Consider the following 18,219-nt stretch of genomic DNA (forward strand, 5'->3'; position numbering starts at 1 on the left):
TCAAAGATGATACTCGGAGCCGATCATGCCGGTCACACCGCCCACGCCGATCCACGAGATCCGTGCCTTCAACCGCTTCTACACCAATGTCATCGGCGCCCTCGACTACGGCAGGCATCTGTACACGCCGTACACGCTCACCGAGTCCCGGGTCCTGTACGAGCTCGCGCACAGTCCCCGCACCGACGCCGCCGACCTCCGCGGGGAGCTCTCACTCGACGCCGGGTACCTCAGCCGGCTGCTCGCCGGGTTCGAGCGGGACGGGCTCGTGGAGCGGGCGCCGTCCGAGCGTGACCCGCGACGGCAGCGGATCACGCTCACCGAGCGGGGCCGGGAGGCCGCCGCGCTGCTCGACGAGCGGTCGCGGCAAGCGGTGGGCGCGCTGCTCGACGCGGTGCCGGCGCAGGACCGGGAGCGGCTCTCCGGGGCGCTGCGCACCGTCCGGGAGCTCCTGTCGGGGGCCCGTGGCCACGCCGCGCCGCCGGAGCCGGTCCTGCGCGGCCCCGGCCCCGGCGACCTGGGGTGGATCGTCCAGCGGCACGGCGCGCTGTACGCCGCGGAGTACGGGTGGGACGCCGGCTTCGAGGGCCTGGTCGCCCGCATCGTCGCGGATTTCGCGCAGGACCACGATCCGCACCTGGAGCGGGTGTGGATAGCTGAGCTGGACGGACGTCCGGTGGGCTCGGTGATGTGCGTACGGGACGAGGCCCCGGCCACGGCCCGGCTGCGGCTGCTGCTCGTCGAACCCGAGGCGCGGGGACACGGACTCGGCGACCGGCTGGTGCGCACGGCCGTGGATTTCGCGCGCGAGGCTGGGTACCGGGACATGGTGTTGTGGACCAACGATGTGCTGACCGCCGCCCGCCGGATCTACGAGCGGGCCGGATTCACCCTCGTCGCCGAGGAGCCGCACCGCTCGTACGGGGCGGATCTGGTCGGTCAGGACTGGCGGCTGGAGCTGCAGGAAGGAACGGATCGATGAAGTTCGCCTTCTCGACCCTCGGCGTGCCCGGCAGGCCGCTGAGGGAGGTGGCCCGTCTCGCCGCCGACAGCGGATACCAGGGCGTCGAACTGCGCGCCCATCCGGAGGAACCGGTGCATCCGGGCATCGGCACGACGGAACGGGCGGAGGCGATCCGGGAGTTCGAGCGCGCGGGCGTCGAGATCCTGACCGTCGCCGGGTATGCGCGGATCGCGGCGCCCGGCGACGACGGCTCCGTGATCAAGGAGATGGACGGCCTCTGCCGGCTGGCCAAGGATCTCGGCGCGTCGTTCGTCCGGGTCTTCCCCGGCGGCGGCGACCTGGATCCGGCCGAGGCCGACGCGATCGCGGCGCGCAGGCTCGGCGCCGCCGCGGAGACCGCGGCCGATCTCGGCGTACGGATCCTGCTGGAGACGCACGACTCGCACCGCACCGGTGCCGACGTCATGCGCGTCCTCGGTCTGGTCGGCCACAAGAACGCGGGCGCGTTGTGGGACGTGATGCACACCTGGCTCGGCGGTGAGGCCCCCGAGACGACGCACGCGGCGCTGAGCCCGTTCCTCGGCTACATCCAGGTGAAGGACGTGGCCTCGCGCGACGACCTCACCCCGCTGCCGCTGGGCCGGGGTGTGCTGCCGCTGGACGAGTGCCTCGCGCTCGCGGACCCGGACGGCTGGGTGTGCTGGGAGTACGAGAAGCGCTGGTACCCGACGGCGCCGGAACTGCCGGGCCTGCTGGCGGCGGGCCGGGAACATCTGCTCGCGGTGACCTGAGCACCGGGACGCAGGGGCGGTGCTGATACCGGACCGGCCGGTGCCGTCACACCCGGCCGGCGGTCAGCGGCTCCTGCTGCCGCACGGCCGGCCGCGGCTTCCGCCGGCCTCGCAGGGTCGTCAGGGCGACTCCGCCGACCAGCAGCGCCGCCGCACACCACCGCAGCGGACTCACCGGCTCGTCGAGGACCAGGAACGCCGACGACATGCCGAAGACCGGCACGAGGAGCGAGAACGGGGCGACCGAGGAAGCCGGGTGCCGTCTGAGCAGCCAACCCCAGACCCCGAAGCCGAAAATCGTGGTGACCCAGGCGACGTAGAGGACGACGCCGACACCCGTCCGGTCCAGGGAGCGCAGTGCCGCCAGGTCGCGGTCCGCGCCCTCCACGAGGAGGGAGAGGCCGAGCAGCGGGAGGACCGGGACGGTGCTGACCCACACCATGAAGTTCAGGGCGTCCGGCGGCGACGCCTGGCGGGTCAGGACGTTGGAGACTCCCCAGCAGGCCGCCGCGGCGATGACCAGAACGAAGCCGAGGAGCGGCCCGGAGGCGCCCTCGTCGACGGCGGCGACCGCGATACCGGCCAGGGCCACGGCCATCCCCGCCGTCCTCACCCTGCCCGGTCGTTCGCCGAGGACGGCGAAGGCGAACAGGGCCGTGAAGACCGCCTGGACCTGAAGGATCAGCGACGACAGCCCCGCGGGGGCGCCCTGGTCCATCCCGGTGAAGAGCAGACCGAACTTGGCCACGCCCAGCACCAGTCCGACGCCGACGATCCATTTCCAGGCGACCTTCGGCCGGCCGACGAAGAACACCGCGGGCAGGGCGGCGGCGAGGAAGCGCAGGGCGGAGAAGAGCAGCGGCGGAAAGTGGTCGAGGCCGATCTCGATGACGACGAAGTTGATCCCCCAGACGGCTGCGACCAGGGCGGCGAGAGCGATGTGGGTCGGGCGCATGGCAGGAAGCATCACGCGAGCAGACCGTGTAGCACCAGCGCGGATACGTTCATGGTTGGATGAAGTACTGCTAATGAAATGCTGGTGATGGCGAAAGGGGAGCAACCATGCTCGACCTCGGCCGGCTGCGCGCACTGCATGCCGTCTCCGTCCACGGCACGGTCGGCGCCGCGGCCGCGGCGCTCGGTTACACGCCGTCCGCGGTCTCGCAGCAGATCGCCAAGCTCGAGCGCGAGACCCGCACCACGCTCCTGGAACGAGAGGGCCGCGGGGTCCGGCTGACCGACGAGGCGACACAGCTGGCGGCCACCGCACAGCAGCTGCTGTCCCTGGTCGAAGAGGCGGAGGTACGTCTCGAGGAGCGGCGCGGCGAGCCGACCGGGCGGCTCTCCATCGCCTGTTTCGCCAGCGCCTCCCGCGGGCTGATGCCGTACGTGCTCGCCGATCTCGCCCGTCGCCACCCCGAGCTGGACGCCCGTCTCCATGAGGTCGACCCGCACCTGTCCGTCGACCTCGTCGCACGCGGCGCGATCGACCTGGCGGTGGCGCACGACTGGGACATCGCGCCGCTGCCGGCCCCGCCGGGTGTCGAACAGGCCGTCATCGGTGACGACATGTGCGATGTGCTGGTCCCTGCGGGCCACGCGCTGGCCGACGCCGACGCGGTGCGACGCGAGGACCTGAAGGACGAGCGCTGGATCACCCAGCCGCCCGGCACGGTCTGCCACGACTGGCTGCTGCGGACCCTGCGCGCGGCCGGCTGCGAGCCGCTGATCGCGCATCAGGCGGAGGAGAACCACACCCAGGTCGCCCTCGTGGCCGCCGGCCTGGGCGTGGCGCTGGTCCCCCGGCTGGGGCGCGGGGAGCTGCCGCCGCAGGTGGTGGCCGTACAGCTGGCGCCCGTGCCGACGCGCCGGCTGCACGCCCTGTGGCGTACAGGGGCCGCGAGGCGGCCTGCGATCACGGAGACGGTGCGGACGCTGCAGAAGCTCTGGCCGGAGGTCGCCACCGGCACGTGAACCGGGCCGCGTGCCGCCCCTGCGGCTCCCGGCCCGGCGAGCGTGCCGCCTCGCCGCCGGCACAGGGCCGTGCGCGCGGCCGCACCCGCCGTTGCGCAGCCCACGGGCGTGGGGCGGTGAGCCCTTACGCCGGCCGTGAACCCTGGGGGCCACGCCGGTTACGCCGGGCCGTGAACCCCGGGGGCCGCCGCGCCGCCTACACCGGCCCGCTCCCGGGGGCCGCCACGCTGCCCGCACCGGCCCGTCAACCCGGGCCGCCGCGCCGGTTACGCCGGCCCTGAACCCGGGCCGCCACGCTGCCCCATCGGGCCCGTGAGCGTGGGGCCGCGCCCGGCCGGTGCCGGTTCGGAAAGCGGCTCCGGCCCGCCGGTCCGGTGATGGTTGTGCGCGGGGCCTTGACCTGGCAGTTACTTTCCGGATATCCGTGTCACCTTGGAAGTTTCCTTCAACTCCCTTGTGCAACGCCCCTGTCGAGCATGTCGAGCAAGGCCGGAAGGAGCACCAGTGCACGACCGGAACCTCTCCAGACGCACCCTTCTCACCGCGACCGCTGTCGCCGCAGGCGCGATCGCCACGGCAGCGTCCAGTTCAGCGGCGGTCGCGGCGCCCGCCGCCGCATCCCGTGACACCCGACACCGGCTCGAGCGGATCGTCTCGAGGATGAGCCTCGGGGAGAAGGTCGGCCAGCTCTTCGTGATGAGGGTCTACGGCCACTCCGCCACCGACCCGGACCAGGCCGACGTCGACCTCAACCTCGAAGAGATGGGCGTGCGCAACGCCGCAGAGCTCATCGCCGAGTACCACGTCGGCGGCATCATCTACTTCGCCTGGGCGCACAACACCCGTGCTCCGCACCAGATCGCGGACCTCTCCAACGGCATCCAACGGGCCGGGCTCGCCCAGTCCACCCCGCTGCCGCTGCTGATCTCCACCGATCAGGAGCATGGCATCGTGGCCCGTGTCGGCAAGCCGGCGACCCTGATGCCGGGCGCGATGGCGCTCGGAGCGAGCGGGTCGGCCTCGTCCGCCCGCAAGGCCGCGCAGATCGCGGGTGCCGAGCTCGCCGCGATGGGCATCGTCCAGAACTACGCGCCGGTCGCCGACGTGAACGTCAACCCGGCCAACCCGGTCATCGGCGTACGGTCCTTCGGCGCGGAACCGGCCGCGGTGGCCCGGATGGTCGCCGCACAGGTCAAGGGCTACCAGAGTGCGGGCATCGCGGCCACGTCCAAGCACTTCCCCGGGCACGGCGACACCACCGTCGACAGCCACACCGGCATCCCGGTCATCTCGCACACCCGCCAGGAGTGGGAGGAGATCGACGCGCCACCTTTCAGGGCCGCGATCGCCGCCGGGATCGACTCGATCATGACGGCGCACATCCAGTTCCCCGCCCTTGACCCCAGCAACGACCCGGCGACGCTGTCCCACCCCATCCTCACCGGCATCCTGCGCGAGGAACTGGGCTACGACGGCGTGGTGGTCACGGACGCGCTCAACATGGAGGGTGTGCGGGAGAAGTACGGGGACCACCGCGTGCCGGTGCTCGCGCTGCTCGCGGGCGTGGACCAGCTGCTCAACCCACCGGACCTGGCGGTCGCCTGGAACGGTGTGATGGACGCGGTCAGGAGCGGTGAGATCACCGAGGCCCGTCTGGACGAATCGATCCTGCGCATCCTGCTGCTCAAGGAGAAACTGGGCCTGTTCCGCGAACCGTTCGTCTCCGGACGGGAAGTGGACCGCACGGTCGGCACCCCCGCGCACCTCGCCGCCGCCGACCGCATCGCCGAGCGCACGACCACGTTGCTGACCAACCCGGACGGGCTGCTGCCGCTGAGCCGCCGCAGCCACGGCGACGTCCTCGTCGTCGGCCCCGATCTCTCGTCGCCCAGCGGCACGACCGGGCCGCCGACGACCGTACTGGCGAACGCCCTGGGCGAACTGGGTTTCCGGGCGACCGCCCTGTCGACCGGGACCGCGCCGAGCAGCGCGAAGATCGCGGAGGCGGTGGCCGCCGCGCAGGGCAAGGACGTGGTCGTCGTCGGCACGTACAACGTCTCCGCGACGAGCTCTCAGCGCACGCTGGTGGCCCGGCTGGTCGCGACGGGCGTGCCGGTGGTGGCGCTCGCCATTCGCAATCCGTACGACATCGCACGGCTCGGCCCGGTCGCGGCGGCGCTGGCGGCCTACGCGTGGACCGATGTCGAGCTGCGCGCCGCCGCACGGGTGATCGCGGGCAGCGCGGAGCCGGAGGGACGCCTGCCGGTGCCGGTGCAGCGGGCGGACGATCCGTCACAGGTGCTGTTCCCGGTCGGCCACGGGCTGTCGTACCGATAGGGAGCCGCCTGACAGGGCCGTGCCCCGCCGCTCGTCACGAGCGGCGGGGCACGGTTCTTCGTTCGGTTGCCGGCCGGCTCCTCACGGCCGCAGCAGCGGCTCCCGCTCCAGATCACGTTTGTCGAGCTTCGCGTCGTGCTTCGCCAGCGGCCTGGCCTTCGCCGGGTCCTCCTGGACGGCGGCCGGGGCGACGCCCGCCCAGCGCAGGATGGCGGCGGTGGCCTCCGCCTTCTCCTCCGCGACCAGATCGGCCACGTCGGCACCGTGGTTGGCGCCCGGCGCGGTGTAGACATGGCTGTCGCGGGTGTACTTGCCGACCCGGAACGGCTCGGCGCCCCACGGGTCGTTCTCGCCGTAGACGAACATCATCCGGTCGGCGTTGTGCCGCACCCAGTTGTCGACGTCCTTCATCACCCACGGCTTGAAGCGCATCGGGATGTCGCGGGGGACGAAGTTCCGCGGCGGCTGGTAGCCGTAGCGGCTCAGGCCGTCCAGGTGGGGCTGCGCGATGTCGGGCGACCCGAGTTCGGTGCCCGCCTGGTAGTAGTACGGCGTGTAGTTGGCGAGCCCTTGGTCGGCGTAGGCAGAGAAGCCGGCGATCGCGTCGACCGTCTCGAAGATTTCCTGGTCGGAGGCGGTGGCCGCGGCCGGGATCGTCTCGCAGTCGGATTCGTGGCTGTACTGCCAGAACGCCCAGACGAAGTCGAGCACGACGGCCTCGTACGCCCTGTCCAGGCTGCCGACGGTGTCGAACGTGTACCCGGCGTCCGCGGCGTACTTCTCGTAGAGGGCCTCGAGCGGCTCGCGGCGGATCAGTGCCTCGCGCTGCAGGGCGTTCAGCTTGTCGCGGCACTCCTCGGTCCCGACGTTCGCCAGGAACCGGTCGTAGGCCTTGTCCTCGTTGTTGACGACGTCGTTCGGTGCGACGTACGCGACGACGCCGTCCATGTCGCGCGGGTAGTGGCGCTCGTAGTACGTGGCGGTCATGCCGCCCTTGGAGCCGCCGGTGGAGATCCAGTTCCTGTCGTAGATCTTCTTCAGGGCCTTGAAGACCCGGTGCTGGTCGCTCGCGGCCTGCCAGATGTCCAGCTTGGACCAGTCGGCGGGCGCGGGGCGGGACGGCGTGAAGTAGCGGTACTCCAGGGAGACCTGGTTGCCGTCGACGATGGCCGTGGGCTCACTGCGGCGCGGCGTGGTGGACACGTGGTAGCCGGAGGTGAAGAAGACGGTGGGGCGGCTGGTGTCCTTGTGCAGCAGGGTGATCCGCTGCTGGAACGTGCCGCGCCACGGATGCCGGTGGTCGACCGGCTGTGTGTAGTTGAGGACGAAGAATCGATAACCCGGGTACGGCTTCTCCTCGATGAGGCTCATGCCCGGGATCGACAGAATCCGGTCCTTGATGTCCGTGCCGGACGCCGGCGCGGCGGCGGTGGCCGCGTTCGCCGTGGCGCCGGCGGCGCTCACGGTGCCTATGAGCACCACGAGCGACAACAGCCATCTGAGCACCTTGCGCATTCACCCTCCCCTTTGGTCAAAAGTGGACGCGGTGAACCTAGCGGTGCCAACGCGGGTGCCGCCAGAGCAAGTTGGGCCTCAGCGGCACATCAACACAGGATCCAGCCGGTGGAACGGGAGACGCCGGAGACCGAACCGGTGGCACGGACACAGCGGTTGAGGGCGTGCACGGTGACCGGACCGGCCTGCCGGGTGAACCTGCCGCTGTCGTTGGCGGCGCGTCCGCCACGGGGCTGGAGGGACACGGACATGGACCGCCTGGCACCGGGGCGTTTGGCGAACGTGACGGCACAGGCGTAGTCACCGCGCTCGTAGACGCGCAGCTCACCGGTCGAGAAGGAGACCGTCTTCGCCAGCCGGCCCGGGCAGGGCGTGGCGGCTTCCGCGTGCGGTACGGCCGGGGCGGCCACGGTCAGCGCCGCGACCGCCGTGATTAGCGCCAGCACCCGCCCCACACGCCCGGACCGTCCTGTGGTCCTGCTCCCCGCCCCACCGAACACTCTTGCCCCCAGCCGTCACCGATCCGTACATGCGTACGACGCACAATGGCCCCGCTTGGTTGCGACCCGGCCGCGCCCGCTCCCGCCTTCTGGGCCGGCCCCCGCCCGCTGGCTCCCGTCTTCGGGCCCGGCGGTGGCGTGGCGCACCGCGCGGCCGGCGCACCGCGACGGGCATGAGGCGAGAGGGGCGTCGGGGCGTCAGCCCCTCGCCCTCACACCGCGGCCGGTTCGTCCTCCCCTATGCCCTCTATGCCCTCTCCGATGAAGGTGCGCCACAATGCGGCGTACTTGCCGTCCAGGGCGAGCAGTTCGTCGTGGGTGCCGTCCTCCGCGACCCGGCCGTGGTCCATCACGACCACCCGGTCGGCGCGGGCGGCCGTGGTGAGCCGGTGCGCGACGACAAGGGTCGTACGCCGGCCGGTCAGCCGGTCCGTCGCCTGGTTGACCTGTGCCTCGGTGGCCAGGTCCAGGGCGGCCGTCGCCTCGTCGAGCAGCAGCACGTCGGGGTCGACGAGCTCGGCACGGGCCAGGGCGATCAGCTGCCGCTGGCCGGCCGAGAGGTTCCGGCCGCGCTCGGCGACCTCGTGGAGATAGCCGCCGTCGAGCGTGGCGATCATGTCGTGCGCGCCGACGGCCCGTGCGGCGGCCTCCACCTCGGCGTCACTCGCGCCGGGGCGGCCGTAGGCGATGGCGTCACGGACGGTTCCGGCGAAGAGGTACGCCTCCTGGGGGACGACGCCGAGCCGGTGGCGGTACGCGGTCAGGTCCAGCTCCCGCAGGTCCTTGCCGTCCACAGTGACCCGGCCGGCGGTCGGATCGTAGAAGCGTGCCACCAGCTTGACGACGGTCGACTTGCCCGCGCCGGTCTCGCCGACGAACGCGACGGTCTGACCGGCGGGGATGCGCAGGTCGACGCCGGTCAGGGCCTCCTCGTCGTCGCCGTAGGCGAACGACACCTCCTCGAAGGCGAGGTCGCCGCGCAGCGCCCGCACCTCGTGCGGCTCGTGCGGCACGACCGTCGAGGTCGGCTCCCGCAGCAGCTCCTGCACGCGGCGCAGCGACACCGCCGCCTGCTGATAGCCGTCGAAGACCTGGGAGAGCTGCTGGACCGGTGCGAAGAACAGCTCGATGTAGAGCAGGTAGGCGACGAGCGCGCCGGTGGTCAGTGTCCCCGCCTCGATCCGGCCCGCGCCCACGATCAGCACGGCGGCCGTGGCGACCGCCGCGAGCAGTTGCACGAACGGGAAGTAGACCGAGATCAGCCACTGGCCCCGGACCCGGGCCTGGCGGTAGCTGTCGCTGCGGGCCGCGAAGCTCTCCCGCCCGGCACGTTCCCTGCGGAACGCCTGCACGATTCGCAGTCCCGCGACGGACTCCTGGAGGTCGGCGTTGACGACGCTGATGCGTTCGCGCGCCAGCTCGTACGCCTTGACGCTCTGCTTGCGGAAGAAGTACGTGCCGACGATCAGTACGGGCATGGTCGCGAAGACCACGAGAGCGAGCTCCACGTCGATGACGACGAGAGCGACCATGATGCCGAAGAAGGTGACGGCCGAGACGAATGCGGTGACCAGCCCGGTCTGAAGGAACGTCGACAGCGCGTCCACGTCCGTGGTCATCCGGGTCATGATCCGGCCGGTGAGTTCACGCTCGTAGTAGTCGAGGCCGAGCCGCTGGAGCTGCGCGAAGATCTTCAGGCGCAGGGAGTACAGCACGCGCTCGCCGGTGCGGCCGGTCATCCGCATCGCACCGATCTGACCGGCCCACTGGACGACGACGGTGACCAGCGCGAGGGCGGAGGCCACCCACACCGCGCCGAGGGCGAGTTGCTCGACGCCCTCGTCGATGCCGTGCCGGATAAGCACGGGAAGCAGCAGCCCCATGCCCGCGTCGACGGCCACCAGACCGAGGCTGATCAGCAACGGCACTCCGAAGCCGCGCAGCACCGCCCGCAGCCGGCCGCCCTCCCCGGACGGCGCGCCCGCCGGTTCGGGGCGGGTGGCCTGTGCCTCGTCGATGTCGGGGGTGTCGGTGGCCGGCGGCAGCGCCTCGATCTGTGCCAGCAGTTCGGGGGTGGCGCCCGGGTCCTCCTTGGCCTCCTCGGCGCGCTCGTCCCGTGCCCACAGCCGGGGTGTGATGCCGCGTTCCACATCGAACTCGGCGTCCAGCTCGTCCCGTACGGTCCGGTCCTCGTCCGGCTCACGGCCGGCCTGCGGAAGGATGTGCCCCGGTGAGACGCCGCCCAGTTCGTCCGGGTCGGTCAGCAGCCGCCGGTACAGCGCGGAACGCCGCTCCAGCTCCTCGTGCGTACCGATGTCGGCGAGCCGGCCGGCGTCGAGGACGGCGATCCGGTCGGCGAGGTTGAGCGTCGAGCGGCGGTGCGCGATGAGCAGCGTCGTGCGCCCCGCCATGACGCGCCCCAGCGCTTCGTGGATCTCGTGCTCGACCCGGGCGTCGACGGCGGAGGTGGCGTCGTCGAGAAGCAGCAGCCGCGGGTCGGTGAGGATCGCGCGGGCGAGGGCGATGCGCTGGCGCTGGCCGCCGGAGAGCGTGAGCCCGTGCTCGCCGACCTCGGTGTCGTAGCCCTCGGGAAGCTCGGCGATGAAACGGTCGGCCTGTGCGGCGCGGGCCGCCTTCTCGATCTCCTCCTGGGTGGCCTCGGGGACTCCGTAGGCGATGTTCGCCCGGACCGTGTCGGAGAAGAGGAAGCTGTCCTCCGGGACGAGACCGATGGCACCCCGCAGCGAGTCGAACGTCAGCTCCCGCACATCGTGACCGCCCACCAGGACGGCGCCGCGGGTGGCGTCGTAGAGGCGGGGCAGCAGCAGCGACACGGTCGACTTGCCGCTGCCGGACGCGCCGACGACGGCGACGGTCTCACCGGCGGCGATCTCCAGCGAGAAGCCGTTCAGTACCGGCTTGCCGTCCGTGTACTCGAAGCTCACGTCGTCGAACTCGACGGTGGCCGGCGCGTCCGCCGGCAGCTCCTTCGTCCCCTCCTTGATGCTCGGCTCGGTGTCGATCAGCTCCAGGACCCGCTCCACACCGGCCCTGGCCTGCTGCCCGACGGTCAGCACCATCGCGAGCATCCGGACCGGGCCGACGAGCTGGGCGAGATAGGCCGAGAAGGCGACGAAGGTGCCGAGCGTGATCTCGCCCTTCGTGGCCAGCCAGCCGCCCACCGCCAGCATGGCGACCTGGCCCAGGGCCGGCACCGCCTGCAGTGCGGGCGTGTACGTGGCGTTCAGCTTGATCGTCCGGAGCCTGGCGGCGAAGAGCTTCCTGCTGACCTCGCGAAGCTTCCCGGTCTCCTGCTCCTCCTGCCCGAAGCCCTTCACGACACGCACACCGCTGACGGCCCCGTCGACGACCCCGGCGACGGCCGCGGCCTGCCCCTGCGCGTACCAGGTGGCGGGGTGCAGCCGGACACGGCTGCGCTTGGCGATGATCCACAGGGCCGGTGCGACGGCGAGCGCGATCAGGGTCAGGGGCAGGGACAGCCACGCCATGACGGCGAGGGAGATGGCGAACAGAAGGAAGTTCCCGATGGTCATCGGAAGCATGAAGAGCAGGCTCTGGATCAGCTGCAGGTCGCTGGTGGCGCGGCCGACGACCTGGCCGGTGGACAGCTCGTCCTGCCGCCGGCCGTCGAGCCGGCTGATCGTGCCGTACATGTCGGTGCGCAGGTCGTGCTGCACGTCGAGGGCGAGGCGCCCACCGTAGTAGCGGCGGATGTACGTCATGACGTACACGGCCACCGCGGCGGCGACCAGCAGCCCGGTCCAGGTGCTCAGCGACCGTGTCCCGGCGGTGATCACATCGTCGATGACGACCTTGATGATCAGCGGCACGATCGCCATGACAGCCATGCCGCCCAGCGACGAACCGAGCGCGAGCACGACGTTGCGCCGGTACCGCCATGCGTACCCGGACAGCCGCCGTGCCCATCCCTGCGCTGCTGGCTCCGCCGCCACGTGATGCCTCCCCGCTGTTCTGCCTTCGGCCCCTTGGACCTGATCTTCCGGAATGCACCAACGCGGCCGGCACCCGATTTCATCCCTTCCCCGCAAAGACCGGTCCCGGGACCTAGGACTCGGCACGCGACGGGCGCGGCACAGACGCAAGGATCGATCGCCCGAATTAAGTCTTCACTTCACCTCCACACAAGCACCTTGGGAGCGCTACGGTTCACATCGTGCGCACGGAGAGTGCGAACGACGTCACAGATCGACGCATGGTGGCCGCTCCGGCGTGCCCGGATGCGGCTATGCCTGGGGGCTCCATGCAGGAGATGGCAAAGGGATCCAACGTCGGCCTGGCGGCCCTGAGTGAAGACATCGATTCGGTTGTCGTAAGTCTGCGCTGGAACAGTGCGACCGGGGACGGGGACGCCGACGTCTCGGTACTGCTCCTCGACTGCAACGGCAAGGTACGCAGTGACGGGGACTTCTTCTTCTACAACAACCCGGCTGCACAGGACGGCAGCGTGCAACTGCTGGGGAAGAAACCGACCGACGACGGCAGCGAGGACCGGATCAGCCTGGACCTGACCGCTGTGCCTTCCGATGTCGACCGAATCGTCGTGGCCGCGAGTCAGTACGGTGGCTCGACCTTCGGGGAGCTGAACGACCTGAGGGTGACTGTCTCCGATCGAGCAGGCGAACCGTTGCTCGGCTTCTCCATCACTGACGCGAGTGTGGAGAGCGCATTCATCTTCGGCGAGCTCTACCGGCGGGCCGAGGACTGGAAGTTCCGTGCGGTGGGACAGGGATACGAGACGGGACTGGCCGGCCTCGCCACGGATTTCGGCATCACCGTGGACGAGGAGGCCGACGAGGAGGACACCACCGAGGAACCTTCGGCCGTCTCCGAACCCCTGCCGGCACCCCGATCAGCAACGCCGCAACAGGCACGGCCGACAGCGGTTCTCCCGGAACAGTCCGGTCCCGCTGCTCATCCGGCCGACGCGCAGTCGGGCACGCCGACGCGTGCCCGCGGACCTCGTACGAGCAAGAAGAAGATCACACTGCCCAAGACGGTCAAGCCCTCGCTCGCCGAGAACGACTCGTGGAAGTCCGCCCGGTTGTTCCCCGCGTCGTCACTGAAGAGCGACAGGGAACGCGAGACACGCGCCACCTCCGTTCTGCTGTCGGTCATGGCCGAGGTTCCGGAGCTCGGCCGCCGGCTCACCGCCGCGTTCGGTGCGCCGGCCGGGCGCATGCAGACGTTCACGGAAGTCTCCCTGCCGCACGGTGACACCCCGAAGCGCCCGGACGGCGTGGTTCGCGTGGAACGCGCCGGCAAGCTCTGGACTGCGCTGATCGAGACCAAGACGAACGGGAACGCCCTCAAGTCCGAGCAGGTCCAGAACTACATGGACATCGCGGCACGGCGTGGATACGAGGCTGTGATCACGTTGTCCAACGACGTGGCTCTGGAGGGCCGGCCGCTCGTCGAGGTGAAAACCGACGGGCGGCGCAAGCACAAGGTCGCCCTCTGGCATCTGTCCTGGGCCGAGGTGGCCCACCAGGCCCAGATGCTCATCCGCCACGAAGGAGTGGGCAGCGCCACGCACGCATGGCTCCTCCAGGAACTGCTCCACTACCTGCAACATGAGAACTCCGGCTGCCACGGCTTCCAGAACATGGGACCGGCGTGGGTGCCCGTACGGAACGGCATCGATGCGGAGACCCTCTGCCAGGGAGACCAGCGGGCCCTCGCCGTCGTGGAGAGCTGGGAGCAGCTTGTGCGCCAGGTCTGTCTGCGCCTGGGCGGCGAGCTCGGCCGCAAGGCTTTTCCCGTACAGCCCGCGAGGCGCGGTGCCGACCCACATGGCCGACGGCTCGCACTGGCGGACCAGCTGTGCGATGACGGCCGCCTGACAGCGGAGTTGCGGATCGAGGACACACCCGGCGTACTGGCCATCGTCGCCGATCTCAGGACCGGCAAGCTGCGCACGTCCGTCGATGTTCAGCCGCCGGAGGGCAACTACCCCCTCACATCGGCCAAGCGCCTCGTTCGTGCTCTGTCCGAGGCACCGGCGGACCTCCACGTGGAAACCCTGGTCGAGGACGGCAAGGGCCCGCGCGGAACCCTGGAACGCCTGCGTCCCGAACCGGGCGACCTCCTTCCCAAGGACGGATCACGTATCACCGGCTTCCGGCTGTCCCTGTTCAAGGGCATGGGCGCCACTCGGGGGAACGCCGAATCAGGCTTCATCCGCAGCGTCGACGATGCTGTCGACCGGTTCTACGCCGCCGTCGTCGCTCAGGTGTCCGCCTTCGAACGTCGGGCGGCGAACCGGTCCCGGGGAGCGCGGCCTGCGGCCGTCGGCTGATCGCCTCGGCCGCGCCGCCGATGGCTCGGCAGAGCGACGGGGCACGCCGCCGCGCCCCGTCGGCCCTCATGCGTCGCGTCGTGACAGCCGCCGGTTTCCGGCCCACAGGGCCGCGCCGACCCACAGCACCAGGACGCCCGTCCCCGTCCAGGGGTTCAGCGGTCCGTCGGGGTGCTGGAGCAGTATCTGCTGGCCCGCGCGGTCGGGGAGGAAATCGACCCAGCCGCCGCCCTCGGAAACGTCCCCGAGCACGAACGACAGCATCAACAGGAACGGGATCAGGATGCCCATGACCGCGGGGGCGCTGCGCAGCACTGCCGCGAGACCGGCGGCGAACAGGGTGATCAGCGCCAGGTAGAGCCCGCATCCCACCACTGAACGCAGTGCTCCCGGTGCGCCTATGCCCACGCCCCGGTCGCCCAGGGCCGCCTGGCCGAGGACGAAACAGGTCGTGCTCGTGACCAGACCGACGGCGAGCGTCAGCAGGCCGATGACGGCGAGCTTGGCCGCGTAGAACACGCCCCGGCGCGGGACGGCAGCCAGCGAGACGCGAATGGCACCGGCCCGGTACTCGCCGGCGACGGCGATCGCACCGAAGCAGATCGCTGCTATCTGTCCGAAGTTGAGGCCGAAGAAGGAGGCGCGGACGGGGTCGAAGCCCGCTTCGGCACCTTCTTCGGCGCCGAGCGTCGCGCACATCAGGACGGAGAACCCAACTGTGGCCGCGAAGACTGCGGCAAGCGTGACGCACTGGGAGCGCACGGAGCGGATCTTCAGCCACTCGGAGTGCAGCACAGGGACGATGGACGACATGGTCAGGCCTCCTGAACGGCCGATGCGGGCCGGGCGGTCGTGTACTCGGCCTCGTCGGCCGTGAGAGCGAGGTACGCGTGCTCCAGCGAGGGCTCCTCACCGGCCAGTTCGAGGATGGGAATGCCCTCCTCGGCGGCGAGCGGCCCAATGTCCTCGACCCGGGCGCCTTCGACGGTCCACCGACCGTCGTCAGCCGCCACGGGGTGCAGGCCGCGGTTCGCGAGGGCAGTCCGGAGCCGGGCATCCTCGGTGGTGCGCAGGCGGACCCGGGGCGTCGTCCACGCGTCGATGAACTCCCTCATACCGGTGTCGGCAAGCAGCCGGCCCCTGCCGAGTACCACCAGGTGGTCGGCGAAGGAGGCCGTCTCGCTCATCAGATGGCTGGAGACGAGGACGGCCCTGCCGCCGTCGGCCAGCTCCCGCACGAGCCGGCGGATCCAGATGATGCCCTCGGGATCCAGCCCGTTCGACGGCTCGTCGAACATCAGCACCGCCGGATCGCCGAGCAGGGCCGCCGCTATGCCGAGCCGTTGGCGCATGCCGAGCGAGTACGTCCTGATCCGCCGGTCCGCGGCGCTCGCGATCCCCGCCTGTTCCAGCACCTCGTCGACGCGCCGCGCCGGTATCCGCGCCGCCGCGGCGAGGATGCGCAGATGGTCCCGGCCCGTGCGGGAACTCATGGCTGCCTGCGCGTCGAGCAGAGCCCCCACGTGGCGCGACGGTTCGTCGATCGCCGCGTACGGGCGGCCGCCAATGGTGGCCGTGCCGGACGTGGGCCGGTCCAGGCCGAGGACGAGGCGCATGGTCGTCGACTTGCCCGCGCCGTTCGGACCGAGGAAGCCGGTGACCTTGCCTGGGCGGACGCTGAACGTGAGCCCGTCCACCGCGCGCCTGCCGCCGTAGTCCTTCGTGAGTTCAGTGACTTCGATGCTGGTCATGGCATCAGCCTCGCCGCCGGGCGGTTGCGGCGACCTCCCCCGCCGGAGGAGATTCTCTCCCCCACGAGGGGGAGCCGTCATGGCCGGTGCCGCTGGCACGATGACGGAATGCTCCACATGCTCCGCTTTCTGCATCCACTGACCCGGCGGCTCGCCCGCCGGGTCACCTACACCCGCTGGCTGCACCTGTTCATCGGCACCGTCGCCATGGGCGTGTGGCTGTTCATCGACACGACAAAGCTTTACGTGCCGGTGCTGGCGGTCGGTCTGCTCGGGTTCGTCCCCGCGATGCGGCTCGTCGAGGGGCTTCAGGCCCGGCTCCTGCTGTCGCCGTACGGATACAAGGACGACACCTCCGGCATCGCCGTCTCGTCCTCCTCCACCTGGGCCGACCGCTGGCGAACGGCCCTGTGGATGGAGATACGCCTCGGCCTCGGCCTGTTCACCGGGATACTGACGGTGAACCTGCTCGGCGCGTCGGTCGACCTGGCCCTGCTCGCGGGCGGCCGGCAGCCAGGTTCGGGCTCGCTCGTTCCGCTGCCCGCCGGCGACGGCCACTGGGGGTACGCGCTGCTGGTGCCGCTGCCGCTGGCACTTCTGCTCGGCGCAGTCGTCGGGCTCGGGGAGCTGATCACGGCGATCGCCCTGCGTCTGCTCGGCACCTCCGCGGCGGAACGGCTCACCGCCCTGGAAGAGCGCACGGAGCAACTGCTGGAGCGCAACCGCATCGCCCGCGAGCTGCACGACTCGATCGGGCACGCGCTGACCGTGGCGGTCGTGCAGGCCGGCGCGGCGCGGGCCGCAGGGGACAAGGAGTTCACCGAGCGGGCGCTGAGCGCCATCGAGGAGACGGGCCGCGCAGCCCTGGACGACCTCGAACGTGTGCTGGACGTGCTCCGAGAATCCGGGCAGCCGGTCGGCAGCCGCCCCACGCTCGCCGACGCCGACCGGCTGCTTGAGTCGGCCAGGGCGTCCGGAGCCGAGGTGGAGGCCGAGCTGACAGGCCCGGTGGCCCTCGTACCGGGGCCGGTGTCCCGGGAGGGGTACCGCATCGTCCAGGAGGCGCTGACGAATGTGCTGCGGCACGCCGGCCCCGTGCCCACGCGGGTGCGGATCGCCGTCGCGGACGGCCGGCTCGACCTGGAGGTCGTCAACGCGCTGACCGCCCCGGTCACTCCCACGGCCCGTGGCAGCGGACTGCGCGGCATACGGGAGCGTGCGGCACTGCTCGGCGGGAAGGCCACGAGCGGCCCGCATCAGGGCAGTTGGAGGGTGGAGGTGGGGCTGCCGCTCGACGGCATAGGCTGAGTGAGTGCCGATCACCGTGCTGCTTGTCGACGACGAACCTCTCGTTCGGGCCGGGCTGCGTGCCGTACTGGAGGCGCAGCCGGACATCGAGGTGGCCGGCGAGGCCGCCGACGGTGCGGCGGTGATTCCGATGGTGCGGCAACTGCGTCCGGACGTCGTGGCAATGGATGTGCGGATGCCGCTGATGGACGGCATCGAGGCCACCCGAGCCGTGCTGCGCACGGTCGAGGCCCCGCCGAAGATCCTGGTGGTCACGACCTTCGAGAACGACGAGTACGTGTACGAGGCGCTGCGCGCGGGCGCCGACGGCTTTCTGCTCAAGCGGGCCCGGCCGGCGGAGATCGTGCACGCGGTGCGGCTGGTCGCAGAGGGCGAGTCGCTGCTGTTCCCGGCTGCGGTACGGTCACTGGCCGCGGAGTACGGCAACTCGGCGGCGCGCACGGCCATGGAGCGGGCGGCGCTGACCGAGCGGGAGGCCGCGGTACTGCGGTTGATGGCGCGGGGGCTGTCCAACGCGGAGATCGCGGCGCAGTTGTTCGTCGGTACGGAGACGGTCAAGACCCATGTGAGCGCGGTGCTGGCCAAGCTGGGGGCGAGGGACCGCACTCAGGCGGTCATCGCCGCGTACGAGTCGGGCTTCGTCGCCCCCGCGTGACCGGCCCTGACCGACCAGGCCACGCCCGACCGGCCTCGACCGAACGGCCCCCGCCCGCCCGACAGCGCGGCCCCGCGGGCGGGCGGG

Annotated in this window: 13 protein-coding genes; 7 read left to right on the plus strand and 6 right to left on the minus strand. The window is 71.1% G+C overall.

Annotated features, from left to right (window positions below):
• Window positions 1–25: 25 nt before the first annotated feature.
• Together OGH68_RS12445 and OGH68_RS12450 are read left to right on the plus strand one after the other, a co-directional pair.
• Complete coding sequence (locus tag OGH68_RS12445) at window positions 26–982, plus strand: helix-turn-helix domain-containing GNAT family N-acetyltransferase (RefSeq protein WP_264243452.1); 957 nt, start codon at window positions 26–28, stop codon at window positions 980–982.
• Entirely contained in the window at window positions 979–1,755 is a 777-nt protein-coding gene (locus OGH68_RS12450) for a sugar phosphate isomerase/epimerase family protein (protein WP_264243453.1), read from the plus strand. The genes OGH68_RS12445 and OGH68_RS12450 overlap by 4 nt, the downstream gene beginning before the upstream one ends.
• A 46-nt stretch (window positions 1,756–1,801) precedes the next feature.
• Here the strand turns inward: OGH68_RS12450 and OGH68_RS12455 are convergent, their stop codons facing one another.
• Entirely contained in the window at window positions 1,802–2,710 is a 909-nt protein-coding gene (locus OGH68_RS12455) for an EamA family transporter (protein WP_264243455.1), read from the minus strand.
• Between the two features lie 107 nt (window positions 2,711–2,817).
• On the opposite strand from OGH68_RS12455, the gene OGH68_RS12460 reads away from it, so the two are divergent.
• Both OGH68_RS12460 and OGH68_RS12465 read left to right on the plus strand, forming a co-directional pair.
• A complete protein-coding gene (locus OGH68_RS12460) occupies window positions 2,818–3,729 on the plus strand; it encodes a LysR family transcriptional regulator (protein ID WP_264243456.1) in 912 nt (303 codons plus the stop codon).
• A 504-nt stretch (window positions 3,730–4,233) separates the two neighbouring features.
• Complete coding sequence (locus OGH68_RS12465; RefSeq protein ID WP_264243458.1) at window positions 4,234–6,066, plus strand: glycoside hydrolase family 3 protein; 1,833 nt, start codon at window positions 4,234–4,236, stop codon at window positions 6,064–6,066.
• An 81-nt stretch (window positions 6,067–6,147) separates the two neighbouring features.
• Here OGH68_RS12465 and OGH68_RS12470 read toward each other — a convergent pair whose 3' ends face one another.
• The 3 genes from OGH68_RS12470 to OGH68_RS12480 all read right to left on the minus strand — a co-directional run bounded on the left by OGH68_RS12470 (window position 6,148) and on the right by OGH68_RS12480 (window position 12,055).
• Window positions 6,148–7,581, minus strand: coding sequence for a S28 family serine protease (locus OGH68_RS12470; protein ID WP_264243460.1), 1,434 nt, complete (start codon window positions 7,579–7,581; stop codon window positions 6,148–6,150).
• A gap of 89 nt (window positions 7,582–7,670) precedes the next feature.
• Entirely contained in the window at window positions 7,671–8,036 is a 366-nt protein-coding gene (locus tag OGH68_RS12475; RefSeq protein ID WP_413470974.1) for a hypothetical protein, read from the minus strand.
• A 257-nt stretch (window positions 8,037–8,293) separates the two neighbouring features.
• A complete protein-coding gene (locus OGH68_RS12480; RefSeq protein WP_264243462.1) occupies window positions 8,294–12,055 on the minus strand; it encodes an ABC transporter ATP-binding protein in 3,762 nt (1,253 codons plus the stop codon).
• 308 nt (window positions 12,056–12,363) lie between these two features.
• On the opposite strand from OGH68_RS12480, the gene OGH68_RS12485 reads away from it, so the two are divergent.
• A complete protein-coding gene (locus OGH68_RS12485; protein ID WP_264243464.1) occupies window positions 12,364–14,418 on the plus strand; it encodes a TerD family protein in 2,055 nt (684 codons plus the stop codon).
• Window positions 14,419–14,484: 66 nt separating this feature from the next.
• On the opposite strand, the gene OGH68_RS12490 is transcribed toward OGH68_RS12485, so the two are convergent.
• Together OGH68_RS12490 and OGH68_RS12495 are read right to left on the minus strand one after the other, a co-directional pair.
• Complete coding sequence (locus OGH68_RS12490) at window positions 14,485–15,231, minus strand: ABC transporter permease (protein WP_413470975.1); 747 nt, start codon at window positions 15,229–15,231, stop codon at window positions 14,485–14,487.
• A gap of 2 nt (window positions 15,232–15,233) precedes the next feature.
• Entirely contained in the window at window positions 15,234–16,169 is a 936-nt protein-coding gene (locus tag OGH68_RS12495; RefSeq protein ID WP_264243466.1) for an ABC transporter ATP-binding protein, read from the minus strand.
• Window positions 16,170–16,286: 117 nt separating this feature from the next.
• On the opposite strand from OGH68_RS12495, the gene OGH68_RS12500 reads away from it, so the two are divergent.
• Window positions 16,287–17,477, plus strand: coding sequence for a sensor histidine kinase (locus tag OGH68_RS12500; protein WP_264250050.1), 1,191 nt, complete (start codon window positions 16,287–16,289; stop codon window positions 17,475–17,477).
• Window positions 17,478–17,481: 4 nt separating this feature from the next.
• On the plus strand, window positions 17,482–18,132 hold the full coding sequence (locus OGH68_RS12505; protein ID WP_264243468.1) for a response regulator: 651 nt from the start codon (window positions 17,482–17,484) through the stop codon (window positions 18,130–18,132).
• Window positions 18,133–18,219 lie beyond the last annotated feature (87 nt).

This window comes from Streptomyces peucetius (genome assembly GCF_025854275.1).
In the GTDB taxonomy this organism is placed as follows: Bacteria; Actinomycetota; Actinomycetes; order Streptomycetales; family Streptomycetaceae; genus Streptomyces; species Streptomyces peucetius_A.